Annotated in this window: 18 protein-coding genes; 16 read left to right on the top strand and 2 right to left on the bottom strand. The window is 42.8% G+C overall.

What is annotated here, in order from left to right:
• Position 1 precedes the first annotated feature (1 nt).
• The 10 genes from OGH69_RS03540 (at position 2) to OGH69_RS03495 (ending at position 10,159) form a co-directional block, all read left to right on the top strand.
• The gene (locus OGH69_RS03540) at positions 2 to 1,918 is read left to right on the top strand and encodes a PBP1 and LysM peptidoglycan-binding domain-containing protein (protein ID WP_265173059.1); all 1,917 of its coding nucleotides are present in this window, start codon (positions 2 to 4) and stop codon (positions 1,916 to 1,918) included.
• Positions 1,918 to 2,322 carry an OsmC family protein gene (locus tag OGH69_RS03535; protein WP_265173058.1) on the top strand — a complete coding sequence of 135 codons (405 nt, stop codon included), beginning with the start codon at positions 1,918 to 1,920 and terminating at the stop codon, positions 2,320 to 2,322. The genes OGH69_RS03540 and OGH69_RS03535 overlap by 1 nt, the downstream gene beginning before the upstream one ends.
• Before the next feature lies 1 nt (position 2,323).
• Positions 2,324 to 2,569: a DUF3820 family protein gene (locus OGH69_RS03530; protein ID WP_265173057.1), complete on the top strand. Its 246-nt coding sequence runs from the start codon at positions 2,324 to 2,326 to the stop codon at positions 2,567 to 2,569.
• Between the two features lie 247 nt (positions 2,570 to 2,816).
• Positions 2,817 to 4,430, top strand: coding sequence for a CTP synthase (locus tag OGH69_RS03525; protein WP_265173056.1), 1,614 nt, complete (start codon positions 2,817 to 2,819; stop codon positions 4,428 to 4,430).
• A gap of 52 nt (positions 4,431 to 4,482) precedes the next feature.
• Complete coding sequence (yidC, locus tag OGH69_RS03520) at positions 4,483 to 6,375, top strand: membrane protein insertase YidC (RefSeq protein ID WP_265173055.1); 1,893 nt, start codon at positions 4,483 to 4,485, stop codon at positions 6,373 to 6,375.
• 100 nt (positions 6,376 to 6,475) lie between these two features.
• Positions 6,476 to 7,210, top strand: a complete 735-nt coding sequence (locus tag OGH69_RS03515; RefSeq protein WP_265173054.1) for a toxin-antitoxin system YwqK family antitoxin — start codon at positions 6,476 to 6,478, stop codon at positions 7,208 to 7,210.
• A 129-nt stretch (positions 7,211 to 7,339) separates the two neighbouring features.
• Complete coding sequence (mnmA, locus tag OGH69_RS03510) at positions 7,340 to 8,527, top strand: tRNA 2-thiouridine(34) synthase MnmA (RefSeq protein ID WP_265173053.1); 1,188 nt, start codon at positions 7,340 to 7,342, stop codon at positions 8,525 to 8,527.
• A gap of 2 nt (positions 8,528 to 8,529) precedes the next feature.
• Positions 8,530 to 8,793: a hypothetical protein gene (locus OGH69_RS03505; protein WP_265173052.1), complete on the top strand. Its 264-nt coding sequence runs from the start codon at positions 8,530 to 8,532 to the stop codon at positions 8,791 to 8,793.
• 12 nt (positions 8,794 to 8,805) lie between these two features.
• The gene (locus OGH69_RS03500) at positions 8,806 to 9,450 is read left to right on the top strand and encodes a TatD family hydrolase (RefSeq protein ID WP_265173051.1); all 645 of its coding nucleotides are present in this window, start codon (positions 8,806 to 8,808) and stop codon (positions 9,448 to 9,450) included.
• Positions 9,443 to 10,159, top strand: a complete 717-nt coding sequence (locus tag OGH69_RS03495; RefSeq protein ID WP_265173050.1) for a tRNA threonylcarbamoyladenosine dehydratase — start codon at positions 9,443 to 9,445, stop codon at positions 10,157 to 10,159. Before OGH69_RS03500 ends, OGH69_RS03495 begins: the two co-directional genes overlap by 8 nt.
• Before the next feature lie 8 nt (positions 10,160 to 10,167).
• Here OGH69_RS03495 and OGH69_RS03490 read toward each other — a convergent pair whose 3' ends face one another.
• Positions 10,168 to 11,559 carry a TlpA family protein disulfide reductase gene (locus OGH69_RS03490; protein WP_265173049.1) on the bottom strand — a complete coding sequence of 464 codons (1,392 nt, stop codon included), beginning with the start codon at positions 11,557 to 11,559 and terminating at the stop codon, positions 10,168 to 10,170.
• A 143-nt stretch (positions 11,560 to 11,702) separates the two neighbouring features.
• Between OGH69_RS03490 and OGH69_RS03485 the strand changes: the two genes are divergently transcribed.
• The gene (locus tag OGH69_RS03485) at positions 11,703 to 13,325 is read left to right on the top strand and encodes an ABC-F family ATP-binding cassette domain-containing protein (protein WP_265173048.1); all 1,623 of its coding nucleotides are present in this window, start codon (positions 11,703 to 11,705) and stop codon (positions 13,323 to 13,325) included.
• Positions 13,326 to 13,356: 31 nt separating this feature from the next.
• Here OGH69_RS03485 and OGH69_RS03480 read toward each other — a convergent pair whose 3' ends face one another.
• Positions 13,357 to 13,524: a hypothetical protein gene (locus tag OGH69_RS03480; RefSeq protein WP_265173047.1), complete on the bottom strand. Its 168-nt coding sequence runs from the start codon at positions 13,522 to 13,524 to the stop codon at positions 13,357 to 13,359.
• A gap of 156 nt (positions 13,525 to 13,680) precedes the next feature.
• Here OGH69_RS03480 and pyrR point away from each other — a divergent pair, with 156 nt between their 5' ends.
• The 5 genes from pyrR (at position 13,681) to pdxH (ending at position 17,394) form a co-directional block, all read left to right on the top strand.
• On the top strand, positions 13,681 to 14,214 hold the full coding sequence (pyrR, locus tag OGH69_RS03475) for a bifunctional pyr operon transcriptional regulator/uracil phosphoribosyltransferase PyrR (RefSeq protein WP_265173046.1): 534 nt from the start codon (positions 13,681 to 13,683) through the stop codon (positions 14,212 to 14,214).
• 21 nt (positions 14,215 to 14,235) lie between these two features.
• A complete protein-coding gene (locus OGH69_RS03470) occupies positions 14,236 to 15,165 on the top strand; it encodes an aspartate carbamoyltransferase catalytic subunit (protein ID WP_265173045.1) in 930 nt (309 codons plus the stop codon).
• A gap of 141 nt (positions 15,166 to 15,306) precedes the next feature.
• On the top strand, positions 15,307 to 15,639 hold the full coding sequence (locus OGH69_RS03465; RefSeq protein WP_265173044.1) for a ribonuclease Z: 333 nt from the start codon (positions 15,307 to 15,309) through the stop codon (positions 15,637 to 15,639).
• 79 nt (positions 15,640 to 15,718) lie between these two features.
• Positions 15,719 to 16,624, top strand: coding sequence for a ribonuclease Z (locus OGH69_RS03460; RefSeq protein ID WP_265173043.1), 906 nt, complete (start codon positions 15,719 to 15,721; stop codon positions 16,622 to 16,624).
• 125 nt (positions 16,625 to 16,749) lie between these two features.
• A complete protein-coding gene (pdxH, locus tag OGH69_RS03455) occupies positions 16,750 to 17,394 on the top strand; it encodes a pyridoxamine 5'-phosphate oxidase (RefSeq protein ID WP_265173042.1) in 645 nt (214 codons plus the stop codon).
• The last annotated feature ends 33 nt before the right edge of the window (positions 17,395 to 17,427 follow it).

Here is a 17,427-nt window from a genome sequence, read left to right as displayed (position 1 = left end):
CATGAAATATTTCTTAGCACTGCTTTTTTCAGTTGTATTGTTCAATGCTTCGGCGCAAGCCCAGGATTATAAGAAGCATACAGTAAAAAAAGGAGAGACTATAACAGCGATTGCTAAGCAATATCAGGTTACACCTTATGATATCAGCAGGCTTAACCCCGATGTGAAAAATGGCCTTAAGGAAGGTTCAACCCTGCTTATCCCGGCACTTAATAAGGTAGCTGTAAAAGCGAAAGAAACTCCAACCAGGGTGGCAAACACTATCCATACAGTTGAACCAAAAGAAACGCTTTACAGTCTTTCCAAAAAATACAATGTTAGTGTTGAAGATATTGAGAAGGCTAATAGCGCTGCAATAAAAGATGGGCTAAAGGAAGGCCAGCAAATAATCATACCCATTAAAGGAAGCGGTGTGGCTGCACAGGCGAAGGCCGCGGAGAAAGCCGATGCAAAAAAAGGTGTAAATGCTTATATATACCACATTGTTGAAGTCGGGGAGACTAAGTATTCCATAGCTAAGAAGCATGGTATAACGGTCCAGTTGATTGAAGAACTTAACCCTGCGGTTAAAGATACACTGCCGTTGGGCTTCAACCTGAAGCTGGTAGATAATAATGCGGTCAAGGGTCAGGTTGCATCTCCTGTTACAGAATCAGCTTATGCGGAATATATTGTACAACCAAAAGAAACATTATACAGTATCATAAAAAGATCGGGGATGACAGAGGCTGAACTGGTTAAATTGAATCCTGATCTGAAAGACGGATTGAAAGATGGCATGACTTTAAAATTACCTTCGGATAAAGTTGCAGCACTAAATGATACACCGGCAAGAACCGCTCCTACAACTATCACTGACCTCTCTAAGTCCATTAAAAAATCGGAACCAAGAGAGATAGCTTTGTTATTGCCTTTCAATATGTCAAGAATTGAGAGCGACACAGTACGCAGGCAATTGCTTCGTTCAGACCGCTTTCTTAACATGACACTGGATTTTTACGCGGGCGCAATGATGGCTATAGATTCTGCCAAAGTAATGGGGCTGCCATTGAAGGTAAGGATATACGATTCAAAAGAGAGTAAAAACGGCTCGGATGTAAATGGGCTGGCTTCATCGCTGTCAGCTGCCGATGCAGTGATAGGACCGTTTTATCAGTCGAATGCAGAGAATGCGGCAGCATTGCTGGCCTCAAAGAAAATACCGGTTATTTCGCCGCTTTCCAAAGATGAAGGCAAGCCTTACAACAACCTTTTTAACTCCATTCCACAGGGTGATGAAGTTAAAATGGTAATGATGGAGTACCTGAAGTCAAAACACGGCAATATCATAGCTGTTGTCGACCCTAAAAAAGCCAGCGCACGTGACTTCATTAAAGCCAATTGTCCCTCGGCTCGCTTTATTGATGGAACACCAACTGAGGCAATACTGCGCAGTTATCTTGTTGCAGGTAAAATAAATTATGTGATTTTAGAATCTGAAAGTACAGGCATGGTACTTACGACTACCAAATTGCTGGTATCTTTGCTGCCAGATTATCAGATACAACTGGTTGTTTCGGAAATTACTGATGCACTTGAAAACGACGAAATGCCGATGGAAAGGCTTGCTAAATTGAAAATGCTTTACCCTTCGGGTACAAGAGAGAACGATAGTCAGGAAGCAACAATATTCAGGAGGGTTTTCAAAGAAAAGAATGGCATAATGCCCAGCCAGTTTGCTACACGTGGCTTTGATGTGACATTTGATACCATACTTAGGATTTTCCAGGAAGATGGCTTTACTGAAGGCGCGGATACCATTGCTTCTGAACAGGTAGAAAATAAATTCAGGTATGTGGCTGAAAACGGTGGCAACTACAATACAGGGGTTTATATCCTACAGTATGATGAGGATTTTACTATAAAACAAGCGCAATAATGACATCAAAAGTAACTTATCTCGGAGATCTCAGGACCTCCTCAATCCATATCCAGTCGGGCAGCGAAATATTGTCTGACGCACCAAAAGATAACAGGGGCAAAGGTGAGGCTTTTTCGCCAACCGATACCGTAGCAAATGCATTGGGTAGCTGTATGATAAGCATAATGGGTATTAGAGCTATGGACATGGAGCTTGACATGGTGGGGTCTACAGTAGAAGTAACCAAAATCATGCAGGCCGAACCAAGGAAGATAGCCAAAATAGGCATTATCATAAACATGACTCTAAAAACGGATGAAAAAACCCGCACCATCATGGAGAGGGTAGCCATGACCTGTCCGGTATACCTTAGCCTTCATCCGGACATTGAGAAGGATGTGGTTTTTAACTGGCCTTCGTAATTTGAAACAGCATCCTGACCCTGACCCACAAAAAGAATTCCTCATAAAGCTCGCGCATGCCAAAATGCCTTTTGGCAAATATAAAGGCACGTACCTTATCGAACTGCCTGAGTATTATGTTGTGTGGTACCATAATAAAGGCTTTCCGCCCGGGGTTTTGGGACAACAGTTGCATATGGTGTACGAGCTTAAGCTAAACGGGCTGGAGAATATTGTTCGAAATATCAAGGCACAGTTTCCGAAATAATTTACCAATATACCAATTTCCTAATATATCAATTTGCAGTACGTGAATGTTTTGTAAATAATGGTTCATTAGCACATTATTGCGTATATCAATTTTATAATGCAGCAATTTGCCAATTATGAAAGATATTCCAATAATTGGTACATTAAACAATTGCTGTATTGATAAATTTCATTGATAAATTTTCGTACTTTTGCCACGTTTTTGGACTAACGAAACGCAACTACAACACAACAACAAAGCAACAATGAAGCAGACAAAGTATATTTTTGTTACAGGAGGCGTGAGCTCTTCCCTCGGGAAAGGTATTATTGCTGCGTCCCTGGCAAAACTATTGCAGGCAAGGGGCTACAGGGCCACAATACAAAAATTTGACCCTTACATCAATGTCGATCCCGGAACCCTGAACCCTTATGAGCATGGCGAATGCTATGTGACCGACGATGGTGCCGAAACCGATTTGGACCTCGGACACTACGAGCGTTTCCTTAATGTTCCTACCTCTCAGGCAAATAACGTAACAACTGGAAGGGTGTACCTTTCTGTAATCGAGAAGGAGCGCCGTGGTGAATTTTTGGGCAAAACGGTGCAGGTGGTGCCGCACATTACCAACGAGATAAAGGAGCGCATGCAGCAACTGGGCAATACGGGGGATTATGACATCGTAATCACCGAAATTGGTGGTACAGTGGGTGATATCGAGTCGCTGCCGTATATTGAATCAGTGCGCCAATTGATTTGGGATCTAGGAGAAAGCAATGCCATTGTGATACACCTTACGCTGGTGCCGTATCTTGCAGCCGCTGGCGAACTTAAGACCAAGCCTACTCAGCACTCGGTAAAAACACTCATGGAAAGTGGTATAAAAGCTGACATACTTGTGTGTCGTACTGAGCATGAGCTGTCGTCTGACCTGAAGCAAAAGCTGGCGCTGTTCTGTAATGTTAAAAGAGAGGCCGTTATCCAGTCAATTGATGCGTCCACTATATATGACGTACCGAACCTCATGCTTGAGGAAGGCCTTGACAGGGTTGCGCTTAAGAAACTGGATCTTGAGGAGAAAAATACGCCAGACCTGCAACAATGGAATGAGTTCCTGTTCAGGCTGAAGAATCCAAAACATACCATAAGTATCGGGCTTGTAGGTAAGTACGTAGAACTTCAGGATTCGTATAAATCGATATTAGAGGCGTTCATCCACGCCGGATCGGCCAATGAAACCAAAGTGAATGTTGTGAGCATACATTCGGAATATATTGATAAAGAAAATGCAGCCGAAAAGCTTGCAGGCCTTGATGGTATTCTTGTAGCTCCCGGATTTGGTGGCAGGGGAATTGAAGGTAAAATTGAAACTGTTCGCTATGCGAGGGAAAATAACATTCCGTTCTTCGGTATATGCCTTGGCATGCAAATGGCTGTAATCGAATATTCGAGAAATGTACTGGGCTGGAGCGATGCTAACTCAACTGAAATGAACGAGCATACCACTCACCCAGTAATCAACATTATGGAGGAGCAGAAGAACATTACTGATAAAGGCGGTACTATGCGTCTCGGTTCGTGGAAATGTGATATTAAAGAAGGTACGCTTGCCTACAAAATATACGGTAAATCGCAGATAGACGAACGCCACAGACATCGCTACGAGTTCAACAGTGCGTATGTTGCAGATCTTGAAAAATCGGGGCTTAAGGCATCGGGTATTAATCCGGATACTGGCCTTGTAGAGGTGATAGAAATTGATAATCACCCATTCTTCATAGGGGTACAATACCATCCGGAATATAAAAGTACGGTAGCCAACCCGCATCCGCTGTTTGTAAATTTTGTAAAGGCGGCTGTAGCTAAAAAAAGTGAATAAATGCCAATGGCATCGCCCTAAAGGGGATATTAAGTGAATTAATTTTAAGTAAATGGAAGAAAAAAGGTTAGATTTAAAAACGCTTCTTGGTTTCGGATTGATAGCCCTGCTGCTATTATGGATGATTTATAACCAGTCGGCCAACCGCCAGGAAGAATTACAGGAAAAGGCTAAAAAAGAGCAGATCGAAAAGGCGAAGCAAAAACAGATTCCTGAGCAAAAGACTGCTGCCGTGCCCAAGGATTCCATTTCGAATGATTCGATTACAAATGCCGCATTAAAAAGCTCTCTGGGTGCATTTGCTTATAGTGCTACATTGCCATCTGCAAAAGAGAATACTACTGAAATAAAGAACGAACTGCTTACTCTTTACATCTCCAACAAAGGAGGTTACATAAAAGAAGCCAATCTTAACTATGAGCAGTTTGAAAAAGGCTCAAACAAGAGAGTAGAGCTTATAAAGCAGAACAATGCTAACCTAAACCTTCAGTTTAAGACACAGGACAATCGTATACTGAACACCAAAGATTTATATTTTGAACCTGTTGTAACAAAGGAAGGTGGCAACACCGTGCTTACCATGAGACTGAAAGCAGGCGCAAACCAGTTCCTGGAGTACCGCTATGTGCTGAAGCCAAATGACTTTATGATGGACTTTTCCATTCGCACACAAGGTATGGCGCAGGTGCTTGACACCTCTAAACCGATTGACCTTGAGTGGCAATTGAAAGCCTTCAGGAACGAGAAAAGCGTATCCTATGAGAACAGGTATACTGAGCTTATTTATGAGTATGAAGATGGTAAGGATAATTACCTCGGACAAGGCAAAAGTGAATCGGAGAAAGTGGAAAATGTAAGCTATGTGGCTTTCAAACAGCACTTCTTTACTTCAATATTATTGACGGATACGCCATTCAAAACGGCTGAACTTACCTCAGAAAACCTTGTGCACGACGACAAGACCGATACTATATTCACCAAGAAGTTTACTGCCAAAATGCCACTTGAATTCAAAGGCGGCGAGGTAAGCTACAACATGAACTGGTATTATGGCCCGGCCGATTACAAGATACTGAATGGCTACGATAAAAATCTAGACGAGGTAATGCCGCTGGGTTGGGGTATATTCGGGTGGATTAACCGCTATATCTTTATTCCGGTATTTACCTTCCTGAGCACATTTTTACCTTACGGTATAGGTATCATTATCTTTACGATATTGGTAAGGCTTATCATGTCGCCTGTAACATACAAGTCGTACAAATCGCAGGCCAAAATGAAAGTGCTTCGTCCTGAAATACAGGAAATCAATGAGAAGTACAAGAAAGACCCGATGAAAAGGCAGCAGGAAACGATGAAACTATACAACAGTGCGGGCGTAAACCCGATGGCAGGATGCCTTCCTGCGCTGATGCAGATACCGGTATTCTACGCGTTGTTCCAATTTTTCCCGTCGTTCTTTGATCTTAGGCAGCAGAGCTTCCTTTGGGCAACTGATCTTTCGTCGTATGACTCGGTACTTCACCTGCCATTCTACATTCCGTTCTACGGCAACCACGTGAGCTTGTTCCCGATACTTGCTTCTGTTGCGATATTCTTCTATATGAAGATGACCACTGGCGACCAGAGCATGTCAGCGCCACCACAGGAAGGCATGCCGGATATGAGCAAGATCATGAAGGTAATGATTTATATTTCGCCAATAATGATGCTTATCTTCTTCAACAACTATGCATCAGGTTTGAGCTTGTACTACTTCATTTCCAACCTTATTACAATAGGTATCATGGTTGTGATTAAGAAGTACATTGTGACTGAGGATAAAATGCACGCCCTGATACAGGAAAACAAATCCAAGCCGAAAACACAGAGCAAATTCCAAAAGAAAATGCAGGAGATGATGGAACAGGCCCAGGAGCAGCAAAAGGCAAGAGGCAAAAAATAATATAACATCCGCTTCGGCGGATGTTTTTGTTAGTATGGCTTACTTTTGGATATACTAAACAGGAACTTTAAAAGTTATAATTAAAATTATATGCCATTTTATGAAAAACAGGTTTTTATCATTTATTATACTATTACTCATTTCATTTTCGGCATTTGCTCAGGAAACTAACCAAATGGACGCGAACGGCAAGCGCCATGGCCTTTGGAAGGGAACATATGACGAAAGCAAAAGGCCGCGCTATGAAGGAACATTTGAGCATGGCAAGGAAACAGGCACATTTAAATTCTTTGAAGATAATAAGAACTCTACACTAAAAGCTACCCGTACATTTGCTGCGGACGGATCGTGCTATACCACATTTTTTGACGAAAAAGGCGACAAACTGAGTGAAGGCCGTGAAATCAATAAACTGAATGAGGGGGAGTGGAAATATTACCATCCCGGCGGCAAGGCTATTATGTCGACTGAACGTTTCATAAAGGGCAAGCTTACAGGCCTCCGAAAGGTGTTTTTTCCTAATGGCAATATCAACGAGGAAACTACTTTTGTTAACGGACTAAAAGAAGGCATTTATAAAAAATACACAGAGAAGGGCATTGTACTTGAAGATTCGAACTATAAGAATGACCAATTGCACGGCCCTGCAACATTTAGGGATGGACAAGGCCAGATTGTGGCTGCCGGTAAGTTTTCTAATGGTAAGAAAACAGGTATTTGGAAATTTTATGAGAATGGAAAACTCGCGAAAGAAGTAAATATGAGCGCTAAAAAACCTGTAGCCAGTGGCAAAGTAAATGCTAAAATAAAACCCCGCGTAAATACTAAACCATAGTAGGATACAGAATAGTCAGGCCACGAATTACACGAATTTCACTAATTAAATTTGACAAAATTCGTGTAATTCGTGGCTCATTATTTTTTTACGTAATTTTGCGCCAAATTATACAAGAAAGGAATTAAAATGAAACGTGTTGTAGTTGGGCTTTCCGGAGGTGTGGATTCGAGTGTGGCAGCATACCTGTTACAGGAGCAGGGATATGAAGTAATAGGCCTGTTCATGAAGAACTGGCACGACGACTCGGTAACCATTGCCAACGAATGCCCATGGCTGGAAGACAGCAACGACGCACTGCTTGTGGCCGAAAAGCTGGGCATACCGTTCCAGACGGTCGATCTGAGCGAGCAGTACAAAGAGCGTATCGTGGACTATATGTTCAACGAGTACGAAAAAGGCAGGACGCCCAATCCGGACGTGCTGTGCAACCGTGAGATAAAATTCGACGTTTTCATGAAGATAGCCCTGAGCCTTGGCGCCGACTATGTGGCTACCGGCCACTATTGCCGTAAAGCGACTATCGAAAAAGACGGTAAAGAAGTGTACCAACTGCTTGCCGGTGTGGATGGCAATAAGGACCAATCATATTTTTTGTGCCAGCTTTCGCAGGAGCAATTAAGCAAGGCGCTTTTCCCGATTGGGGAGCTTACCAAGCCGCAGGTTCGCGAAATAGCAGCTAAAATGGATTTGGTCACTGCCGAGAAAAAGGATTCTCAAGGGCTTTGCTTTATTGGTAAAGTACGCTTGCCGGAATTTTTGCAGCAGCAATTGCATCCAAAAGAAGGTGTTATCTATGAAGTTAATGCCGACATTGAAGCCTACAGCGCTGACAAGCCACAATTCACGTCCATAAAAGAGCGGCTGGCCTACGAAGCTAAAAACATCGGCTACAAGCCTGAGATGGGTAAAATGGTAGGCAGGCATCAGGGCGCGCATTATTACACGATAGGGCAGCGCAAGGGGCTGAATGTAGGCGGTACCAAAGAGCCACTGTTCGTCATTGCGACCGATGTAGCTACGAATTCCATATACACAGGCCAGGGGCACAATCACCCGGGACTTTTCCGTAAGGCACTGTTCATACAGGAAAGTGAGATCCACTGGGTGCGCGAAGACCTGCAACTGAAAGACGGAGACACAATAGATGTAATGGTGCGCATACGTTACCGCCAGCCGTTGCAGCAGGCGACGCTACACAAATTTGATAACGGGATGTACATTTCGTTTGAACAGCCGCAGTCTGCCATTACCGAAGGGCAGTTTGCTGCATGGTATATAGGCGAGGAACTTGTGGGGAGCGGGGTGATATCGTAAATATGATTACTGCAGAAAAAATACAGGTGTATGATGCTTTTAACGGCAATTGGGATGGGTTGGCACTGACTGGTGATACCCATCAGAAAAACCTTTTTGAAGCCAGTGATGACTGGTATCATTTAACGAATTTCTATCAGGATATAGTATTAATTAATGATAAGCTTGCTTCAGCCGAATATGCATATGATATTCTAGCAAAGATGAAGGAATACTGTGATGAAGAAGGGTATAAAATATTAACTTTTAAGATCGTTAGACTTTAAAAGTTGGAAAGTATGCTCTACAACCTCCATACCCATTCATCATCCGGTAACACCAATGTTTTTGAGATAGTAAACCGCTATCCCGTTGAAATCATTGATGTGCACCACTTTTCTACAGGAATCCATCCGTGGCATATCGATATGGAAAAGCTGGAGGAGCATTTAGCAATAATCGAACAACGTTTACAACTGGCCAACTGCCTCGCTCTTGGCGAATGCGGACTGGATAAGCGTATTGAAATTTCGCTAGATGTACAAATAGACATATTCGAAAAGCAGTTGCTGTTAGCGAAGAAATATCAAAAACCCGTAATTTTGCATCTTGTTGCTGCTTTTCAGGAGCTGGTAGAAATAAAAAACAGGATACAGCCGGGCATACCGATGGTGGTGCATGGCTTCTCCAAGAACTGGCAGGTGGCTAAGCAACTGCTGGATAACGGCTTTTACCTTTCGTTTGGTAAATACCTGTTGCGCAATCCGGAACTTTCCGGTGTTTTGGCACAGGTGCCTCGTGACAGATTTTTTTTGGAGACCGACACGATAGAGGAGGGGATAGCAGAAGTGTATGCAAAAGCTGCCTTAGCACTGAATGTAGATATTAAGGAATTGAAAAATACTGTAAGCACTAATTTTAAAACCGTTTTTACTAATGGCTGAATGGACAGAGCGTGCCGAACTTTTATTTAAAAAGGAAGGCCTTGAGAAATTGAAGAATTCACACGTGATGGTGGTAGGCATGGGTGGCGTAGGCTCGTTTGCCGCCGAATTCATCGCACGTGCCGGTGTAGGTAAAATGACTATAGTGGATGGCGATGTGGTAGACATTACCAATATCAACCGCCAGTTGCCGGCATTGCATTCTACGGTTGGCAAACCTAAAGTAGACATAGTAGGCGACAGGCTCATGGACATCAACCCGGAGCTGGAACTGATACGTATAAAAGAATTCCTTTCACCTGAACGTGCTTACGAATTGGTTACGGAAGAATATGACTATGTGCTCGACTGTATTGACAGCATTACGCCCAAGCTGAACCTTATCATTTCCGCACGTAGGAAAAAGGTAAAGATCATCAGCAACATGGGAGCGGGAGGTAAGTATGAGGCCGGAAAAGTTAAGGTGACAGACATTAGTAAAACTGACGTATGCCCGCTGGCCAAAACGGTACGCAAGCGCTTGCGTAAAGAGGGTGTAAGCAAAGGGGTAAAGGTGGTTTTCTCTACTGAAGCACCCGACGAGACCAGCCTTAAAATGACTGATGGAACCAACTTCAAGAAATCATTTTTCGGTACAAATAGCTGGATTCCTGCTGTATTCGGACTGCATTCTGCAGAAACAGTTGTCAAGTACCTGATTAAGAAATAGAAATACAATTAATTGCTAAGGGCTTCCTCGAACTTGTCGTCCATAAGGTAGGTAAATGCATCTTTAATTGTACCTCCTGGATTCAGGATAATAGTACGTTTTATTTTTGTAATTACCCATTTATCCCTCAATTCGTTGAAGTCGGCAGCTCTTAATTGCAACACATTGGCAGAGTCATATTCACTGGCTATATTATCCCATTCATCATTCTCATCGACATTCACTGCAATAAAATCTACTGTAGGATGTGTTTTTTTCAATCCTCTTATTTTATCATATATACCTTCCAGTTGGCCTTTGGCACAGCTTGTCCAAAAGAAGATGACTGTTTCGTTTTCCAGATTTTTCCCAATTGATATTGTGTTGTTATTGCGATCTACAAAATCCACTTTTGGAAGTTGTGCACCTTTTGCCAGATTTTGTATTGCGTTACCAATCTTCCTTATTTCATTAGTTTTGCTATCATCAGTCGAAAACTTCATATAACTGTCCAGAAACTTTTTGTTATTCTCAATATTTTGGTCTTCCAGTAGATAAGCGAAAGCAATATTGTTGAGCATCTGGTTTTTAACCTGTTCGTTTGCAAACATCGAATCGGCTAGTTTAAGCTTTTCAATGTTATTTGAATATGAATCCTCTGAGACAGATCCTTTCTTATGCCATTTAGTTATTGCCATATTGTTGAGCAATGCCGAAAGATAACGCACATAAGGAGAATAATGTATCAGCTTTGCATCGTTAAAGTCTATTGTTTTACGGAAATTGTAAAAATCCTTTGGCAGCTTTGACATTACTTCCTTTCCGGTCCTACGTGCGTGTACATAAGGATAATACTCTTTTTTAGTGTAATAATTTAGATTTACCCTAGAGCTGGCATAAAAATCAAAATCATCGCTCCATTCAATAGCCTTCTTTCTTTCAGTATAGAATTTTTTTCGCAATGCATGTGTAGAATCTATCACCCTGCTAAACTTATCAAAATCGTAATCGTAAATATTATAGCTATTAGTCCTGTCAGATTCGTGCATAAGAAACAATTCCATCATGAAATTGTTCTTTTTTTCGCCACGTCCACTGAATACAATTGACTCATCAAATTCGTTTGAATCTACAGAAACCATGATGCTGTCATTCTTTTCAAAATAAATATACTGGTAATCAGCGCCATGTTTGAAGCTATACATACTTGGCGTAAGAGAATCAAACTTTACAAAAAAACGATTGTTCTTATCGAGGAAAATTGTATCGATTACTATATCTTCTTTGCTAAAAATCAAATACTTACCTCTTGGGTTTAGCACTTCACCACCAAAATAAGCGGTATAATCCTCATCTTTTCCGCACGAGGTGAAAAGCAGGAAAAAAAATAAGTAAAGACCGGCCTTGGTAAGATGTTGCATTGTTGTTTATTGAGCAAAAACAAAAATATTTTATTATGCACGTAAAAATGTTAAAAACTAGTTAAATTAAGAAATCATTACCCTAACAGGGTATGTTCAAGGATTACTTGCTTAAATTTTGTATTTTTGCAAAAATTTTTAAAATGCTATCAGTTTCAAATTTATCGGTACAGTTCGGCAAGAGGATATTGTTTGATGAAGTGAATACTTCATTTACCCAAGGCAATTGCTACGGTATTATCGGTGCGAATGGTGCCGGTAAGTCTACTTTCCTTAAAATACTTGCGGGCGACATTGACCCTACATCGGGCCATGTATACCTGGAACCAGGGAAAAGGATGTCGGTACTTAACCAAAACCACAATATGTTTGACGAGCACACTGTGCTTGAAACTGTGATGATGGGCAATAAAACACTATTTGCTGTTAAAAAGGAGATGGATGAGATTTACCTGAAGCCTGACTTCTCGGATAAAGACGGTGAAAGGGTAGGTGAACTGCAAATCATATTTGAAGAGATGAATGGCTGGAATGCCGATTCTGATGCTGCCGCGATGCTGAGTAACCTTGGCATAGGGGAGGAATTCCACTACACATTAATGGGTGACATGGACAGCAAGCTGAAGGTACGTGTCCTTTTGGCGCAGGCGCTTTTTGGAAGCCCCGATGTGCTGATCATGGATGAGCCAACCAACGACCTGGACTTTGAAACTATAGGCTGGCTGGAGAATTTCCTAGCCAACTATGACAATACCGTAATAGTAGTATCACACGACCGCCACTTCCTTGATGCAGTGTGTACGCATATATCGGATATAGATTTTGGAAAAATCAACCACTTCTCAGGCAACTATACCTTCTGGTATGAGTCGAGCCAGCTTGCCGCAAGGCAGAGGGCCCAGCAGAACAAAAAAGCCGATGAGAAGAAGAAAGAGCTTCAGGAGTTCATCATGCGATTCAGTGCTAACGTCGCTAAATCGAAACAGGCCACCAGCCGTAAGAAAATGCTTGAGAAACTTAAGGTGGATGGCATCAAGCCGTCAAGCCGACGTTACCCTGCTATCATATTTGAGCAGGAACGCGAAGCCGGTGATCAGATACTCAACGTGAAAGACCTGAGCGCTTCTGTAGACGGAGAGATATTATTTAAGAACGTTGACCTGAATATGGCCAAAGGCGATAAAATCGTGGTGTTCTCTAAAGACTCACGTGCAACATCTGCTTTTTATGAGATACTGAACGGCAACCTGAAGCCGGACAGCGGTACATTTGACTGGGGTATTACAACAATTCAATCCTACCTTCCTGCAGATAACCACGAATTCTTTGAGAATGACCTTACGCTGGTTGACTGGTTGCGCCAGTGGGCCAAGACGGAGGAGGAGCGTGACGAGGTATATATCCGTGGGTTCCTTGGTAAAATGATTTTTAGTGGCGAAGAGGCACTTAAAACCGGAAGGGTGCTTTCGGGAGGTGAGAAAGTGCGCTGCATGCTTTCACGCATGATGATGCTCCGTGCCAACGTACTTATGCTCGATGAGCCCACTAACCACCTTGACCTGGAATCGATCACGGCATTCAATAACTCGTTGAAGAACTTTAAAGGATCAGTGCTGTTTACCACGCATGACCACGAGTTTGCGCAAACCGTTGCCAACCGCGTGCTGGAGATTACTCCGAATGGTGTCATCGACCGCTACATGACGTTTGATGATTACCTTGATGATGAAAAGATCAAGGAGCTAAGAGCAAAGATGTACAACTAAGATAATAAATAAGGGCCTCAATGGCCCTTTATTATTTCCTGAACTTGCTTATCAGCCAAATGATCAGTACTACGACGGCGATCACTATGAAAATCCCCACTGCCATACCGGCCTGGAATATGTCACCGATTACCTCGCAGCTTGTAAGGGTTCCCAGCAACAAAGCAAAGATACCCAAATGGAAAATCCTGTTTTTCATTGTCTTGTTCTTTTAGGTTATACACATAAAATTAAGGGAAGAAAAACAGGATTTTGTTAAAATTGGATTAATTGGCAGGAGATTATGATTTCTTGAGCCTACACGTAAGTTTTCAAAATTTTCCCTAAATTTACCCTCCAAACACAACACCGCATTATGAGCCAGAAAATATTGCTCACTTCAACGGAAGTCAATATCATCCTACACCGTTTGGCCTGCCAGTTAATTGAAAAGCACCTCGATTTTTCCAATACCGTGCTCATTGGGCTGCAGCCCCGTGGCGGCTTTCCTGCCAGACGCCTTAAGCAGATATTGGAGGAGGAATATAATGTGCCGGGAATCCAGCTGGGCTTTTTGGACATCACCTTTTTCCGCGACGATTTCCGCAGGCACGATAAGCCTCTGGAAGCCAATCGCACCGAGATCGATTTTTTGGTAGAGGACAAGAAAGTGGTTTTCATAGACGATGTGCTCTACACAGGGAGGAGCATCCGCGCCGCGCTTACTGCCATACAGTCGTTCGGCCGTCCATCGGAGATCGAGCTGCTCGTGCTCATCGACCGCCGCTTCAGCCGCCACTTGCCTATACAGCCTGATTACCGTGGCCGCCAGGTTGATGCCATCAACGATGAGAAAGTACGCGTACACTGGAAGGAGAACGAGGGTGAGGACGGTGTTTATTTGGTCTAACATAACTACAGCAACAACACAATGAAAGAACTAAGCGTTGATCACCTGCTCGGCATAAAATACATTACCAAAAGTGATATCGACCTCATTTTTGAGACTGCCGACCAGTTTAAGGAAGTCATCAACCGGCCCATTAAGAAAGTTCCGTCACTGAGGGACATTACCATAGCCAACATTTTTTTTGAGAACAGTACCCGAACCAAGCTATCGTTTGAACTGGCACAAAAAAGGCTCTCTGCCGATATTATAAGCTTTTCAGCAGCACAATCATCAGTAAAAAAGGGAGAAACGCTCATTGATACGGTAAACAATATCCTTTCCATGAAAGTGGATATGGTGGTAATGCGCCACGAAAAACCGGGTGCGGCACATTTCCTGTCACGCAACGTAAATGCAAGTATAGTCAATGCAGGTGATGGTGCGCATGAGCATCCTACACAGGGATTGCTGGATTCCTATACCATCCGCGAAAAGCTCGGCGGGGTAGAAGGGAAGAAGGTGGTTATTGTAGGTGACATATTGCACTCGAGGGTGGCATTATCGAACATTTATGCCTTGCAGATGCAGGGTGCCGAAGTAAAGGTATGTGGACCTAAAACGCTTATTCCTCGCTATGTGGAATCTTTGGGAGTAAAAGTAGAGCCCAACCTTCGTAAAGCCCTTGAATGGGCCGATGTAGCAAATATGCTCCGCGTACAGAATGAAAGGCTGGATGTGAACTATTTCCCGTCTACCCGCGAATATGCACAGCAATATGGGGTAGATAAAGCTTTCCTTGATTCGCTGGAAAAAGAGATTGTAATCATGCATCCCGGCCCTATAAATCGCGGTGTTGAGATCACTAGTGATGTGGCCGACTCGCAGCAATCGGTAATACTGGAACAAGTAGAAAACGGTGTGGCAGTACGCATGGCAGTAATCTATTTGCTGGCCTCGAAGATAAAGCAGTAGGTAGATATTGTTGAAGTTAAACCAAGTTAGTTTGTCATAAAATATTGAAACGACCAGCTGAAATAAAAGCTAACTTTGTACCTTAGCGACTAAGAGCCTAAGCTGCTCAGCAACTAACAATCTAAGCACATCAGAACAAAAATGAAAGTAGAAGATAAAGGGCATACGGTAACGATAAAAGATACACAGGGTGATGTAGTTGCATTCCTTGCAAAAGTTACAGCCGAATATAATAGTTATAAAGAAAAAAACATCATACTGGACCTTACCAGTGATAATGACGTTACGCTTGATACGGTACTGACATTCCTTTCGCTATCTGATAAGCATCGCAAATCAAAGAAGTCGTTTGTATTGGTTGCCAATGACATTGACTTCGGCGAAGTGCCCGATGAGATGGTAGTGGTGCCAACATTGCTTGAAGCCAATGACATCATCGAAATGGAAGAGATAGAGCGCGACCTGGGCTTTTAATTGATTATTTTTTATTTTTAATTTTCTATTTCAGTGCAGGTGGCAGCACTGAACCCGGAACACTGAACCCGGAACTAAAATGAATCTGACGATCTTAGGCTGTTATGCCGCGACACCACGTACACTGACCAACCCTACATCCCAGGTGCTGGAAATGAAGGAAAGGATGTTCCTAATTGACTGTGGCGAGGGTACGCAGGTACAATTGCGCAAGAACAAGCTGCGTTTTTCCAAAATAAACCATGTGTTCATTTCGCACCTCCATGGTGACCACTTTTATGGGCTGATTGGGCTTATTTCTACATTTTCGTTGCTCAACAGACAAACTGACCTGCACGTGTACGGCCCTAAAGGCGTAAAAGAGATCATCCTTTTGCAGTTGAAGCTTTCGAACTCGTGGACGGGGTATAACCTGTATTTCCACGAGCTGAAAGGGAAGGACCCAGAGGTGATCTATGAGGATAAGAAAGTAACAGTTACAACCATACCGTTGAGGCACAGGGTGTATACCAATGGCTTCCTTTTCCGTGAAAAACCGGGCGAGCGCAAGCTGAACATTGAATCCGTGGAAAATTATGGCATCGACGTGGTGTATTACCAAAAAATCAAGAATGGCGGCGACATAAAGCTGGATGATGGCAGGATCATTCCGAATGCCGAACTGACGTTCGACCCGCCAGCACCGAAGAGCTATGCTTTTTGTTCGGATACCGTATACGACGATAGTATTGTGCCTTTGATAAAAGATGTGGATGTGGTATATCACGAAAGCACATTTCTTGAATCTGAAGCGCACCTATGCGAAAAGACGATGCATACCACCGCAAAACAAGCTGCCACAATAGCTAAAATGGCCAATGTCAAGCAATTAATACTTGGGCATTTTTCAACCCGCTATAGTTCAATCGAATTGTTTAAGGAAGAGGCGAAAACCATTTTTGAAAACGTGGAGTTGGCAGATGATGGGAAAGTTTTTGAGTTCTGAATTAGTATTTCGATTGTAGAATATGATCAAAAATTCAATAAATTTAATACTATATTATTTAAATTTATACAGACAAGCGATTAGTGTGAGTGTAGCCCAATCTCAAATCAACAATCTGAAATAAAATGACCGACCTAAGCAATTACCGCCGTTCCTACGAGAAAAGCCATCTAACCGAAGAGAACCTTCCGGAAGGCCCGATCACGCTGTTCAGGGACTGGTTTAAGGAAGTTGAGGACTTTGGTGGAAGCGCCGAGGTGAATGCTATGACGGTTTCTACCGTTGGGCTTGATGGCTTCCCGAAATCGCGAGTGGTGCTGTTGAAGCAATTTACGTATGAAGGATTTATCTTCTACACGAATTATAATTCGGAAAAAGGGAAAGCTATTGCGGCCAACCCGAATGTGTGCCTCTCCTTCTTTTGGCATGAATTAGAAAGGCAGGTGATTATAAAAGGCGTGGCAGAAAAAGTGGCAGACAACCTATCTGACGGTTATTTTGAAAGCCGCCCTGCAGGCAGCAGGCTTGGCGCTGTGGTTTCGCCCCAAAGTGAAGTCATTCCGTCACGCGAATACCTTGAGGATAACCTGAAGGAACTGGAAAAAGAATATGAGGGCAAGGAGATTCTACGGCCGGAACATTGGGGCGGATATATCGTAAAGCCTGTGGAAATGGAGTTTTGGCAAGGCAGGCCCAATCGCCTGCACGACAGGATACGCTATAAATTGCAGGACGATTACAATTGGAAGGCCGACAGACTGGCGCCATAAAATAAATTTAGTACCGAATTAACATTTCGTAGG

This window comes from Flavobacterium sp. MFBS3-15, assembly GCF_026107645.2.
GTDB lineage: Bacteria > Bacteroidota > Bacteroidia > Flavobacteriales > Flavobacteriaceae > Flavobacterium.
Note: the sequence above shows the minus strand (reverse complement) of the source record. Positions and strands in the feature narration are given on the sequence as shown.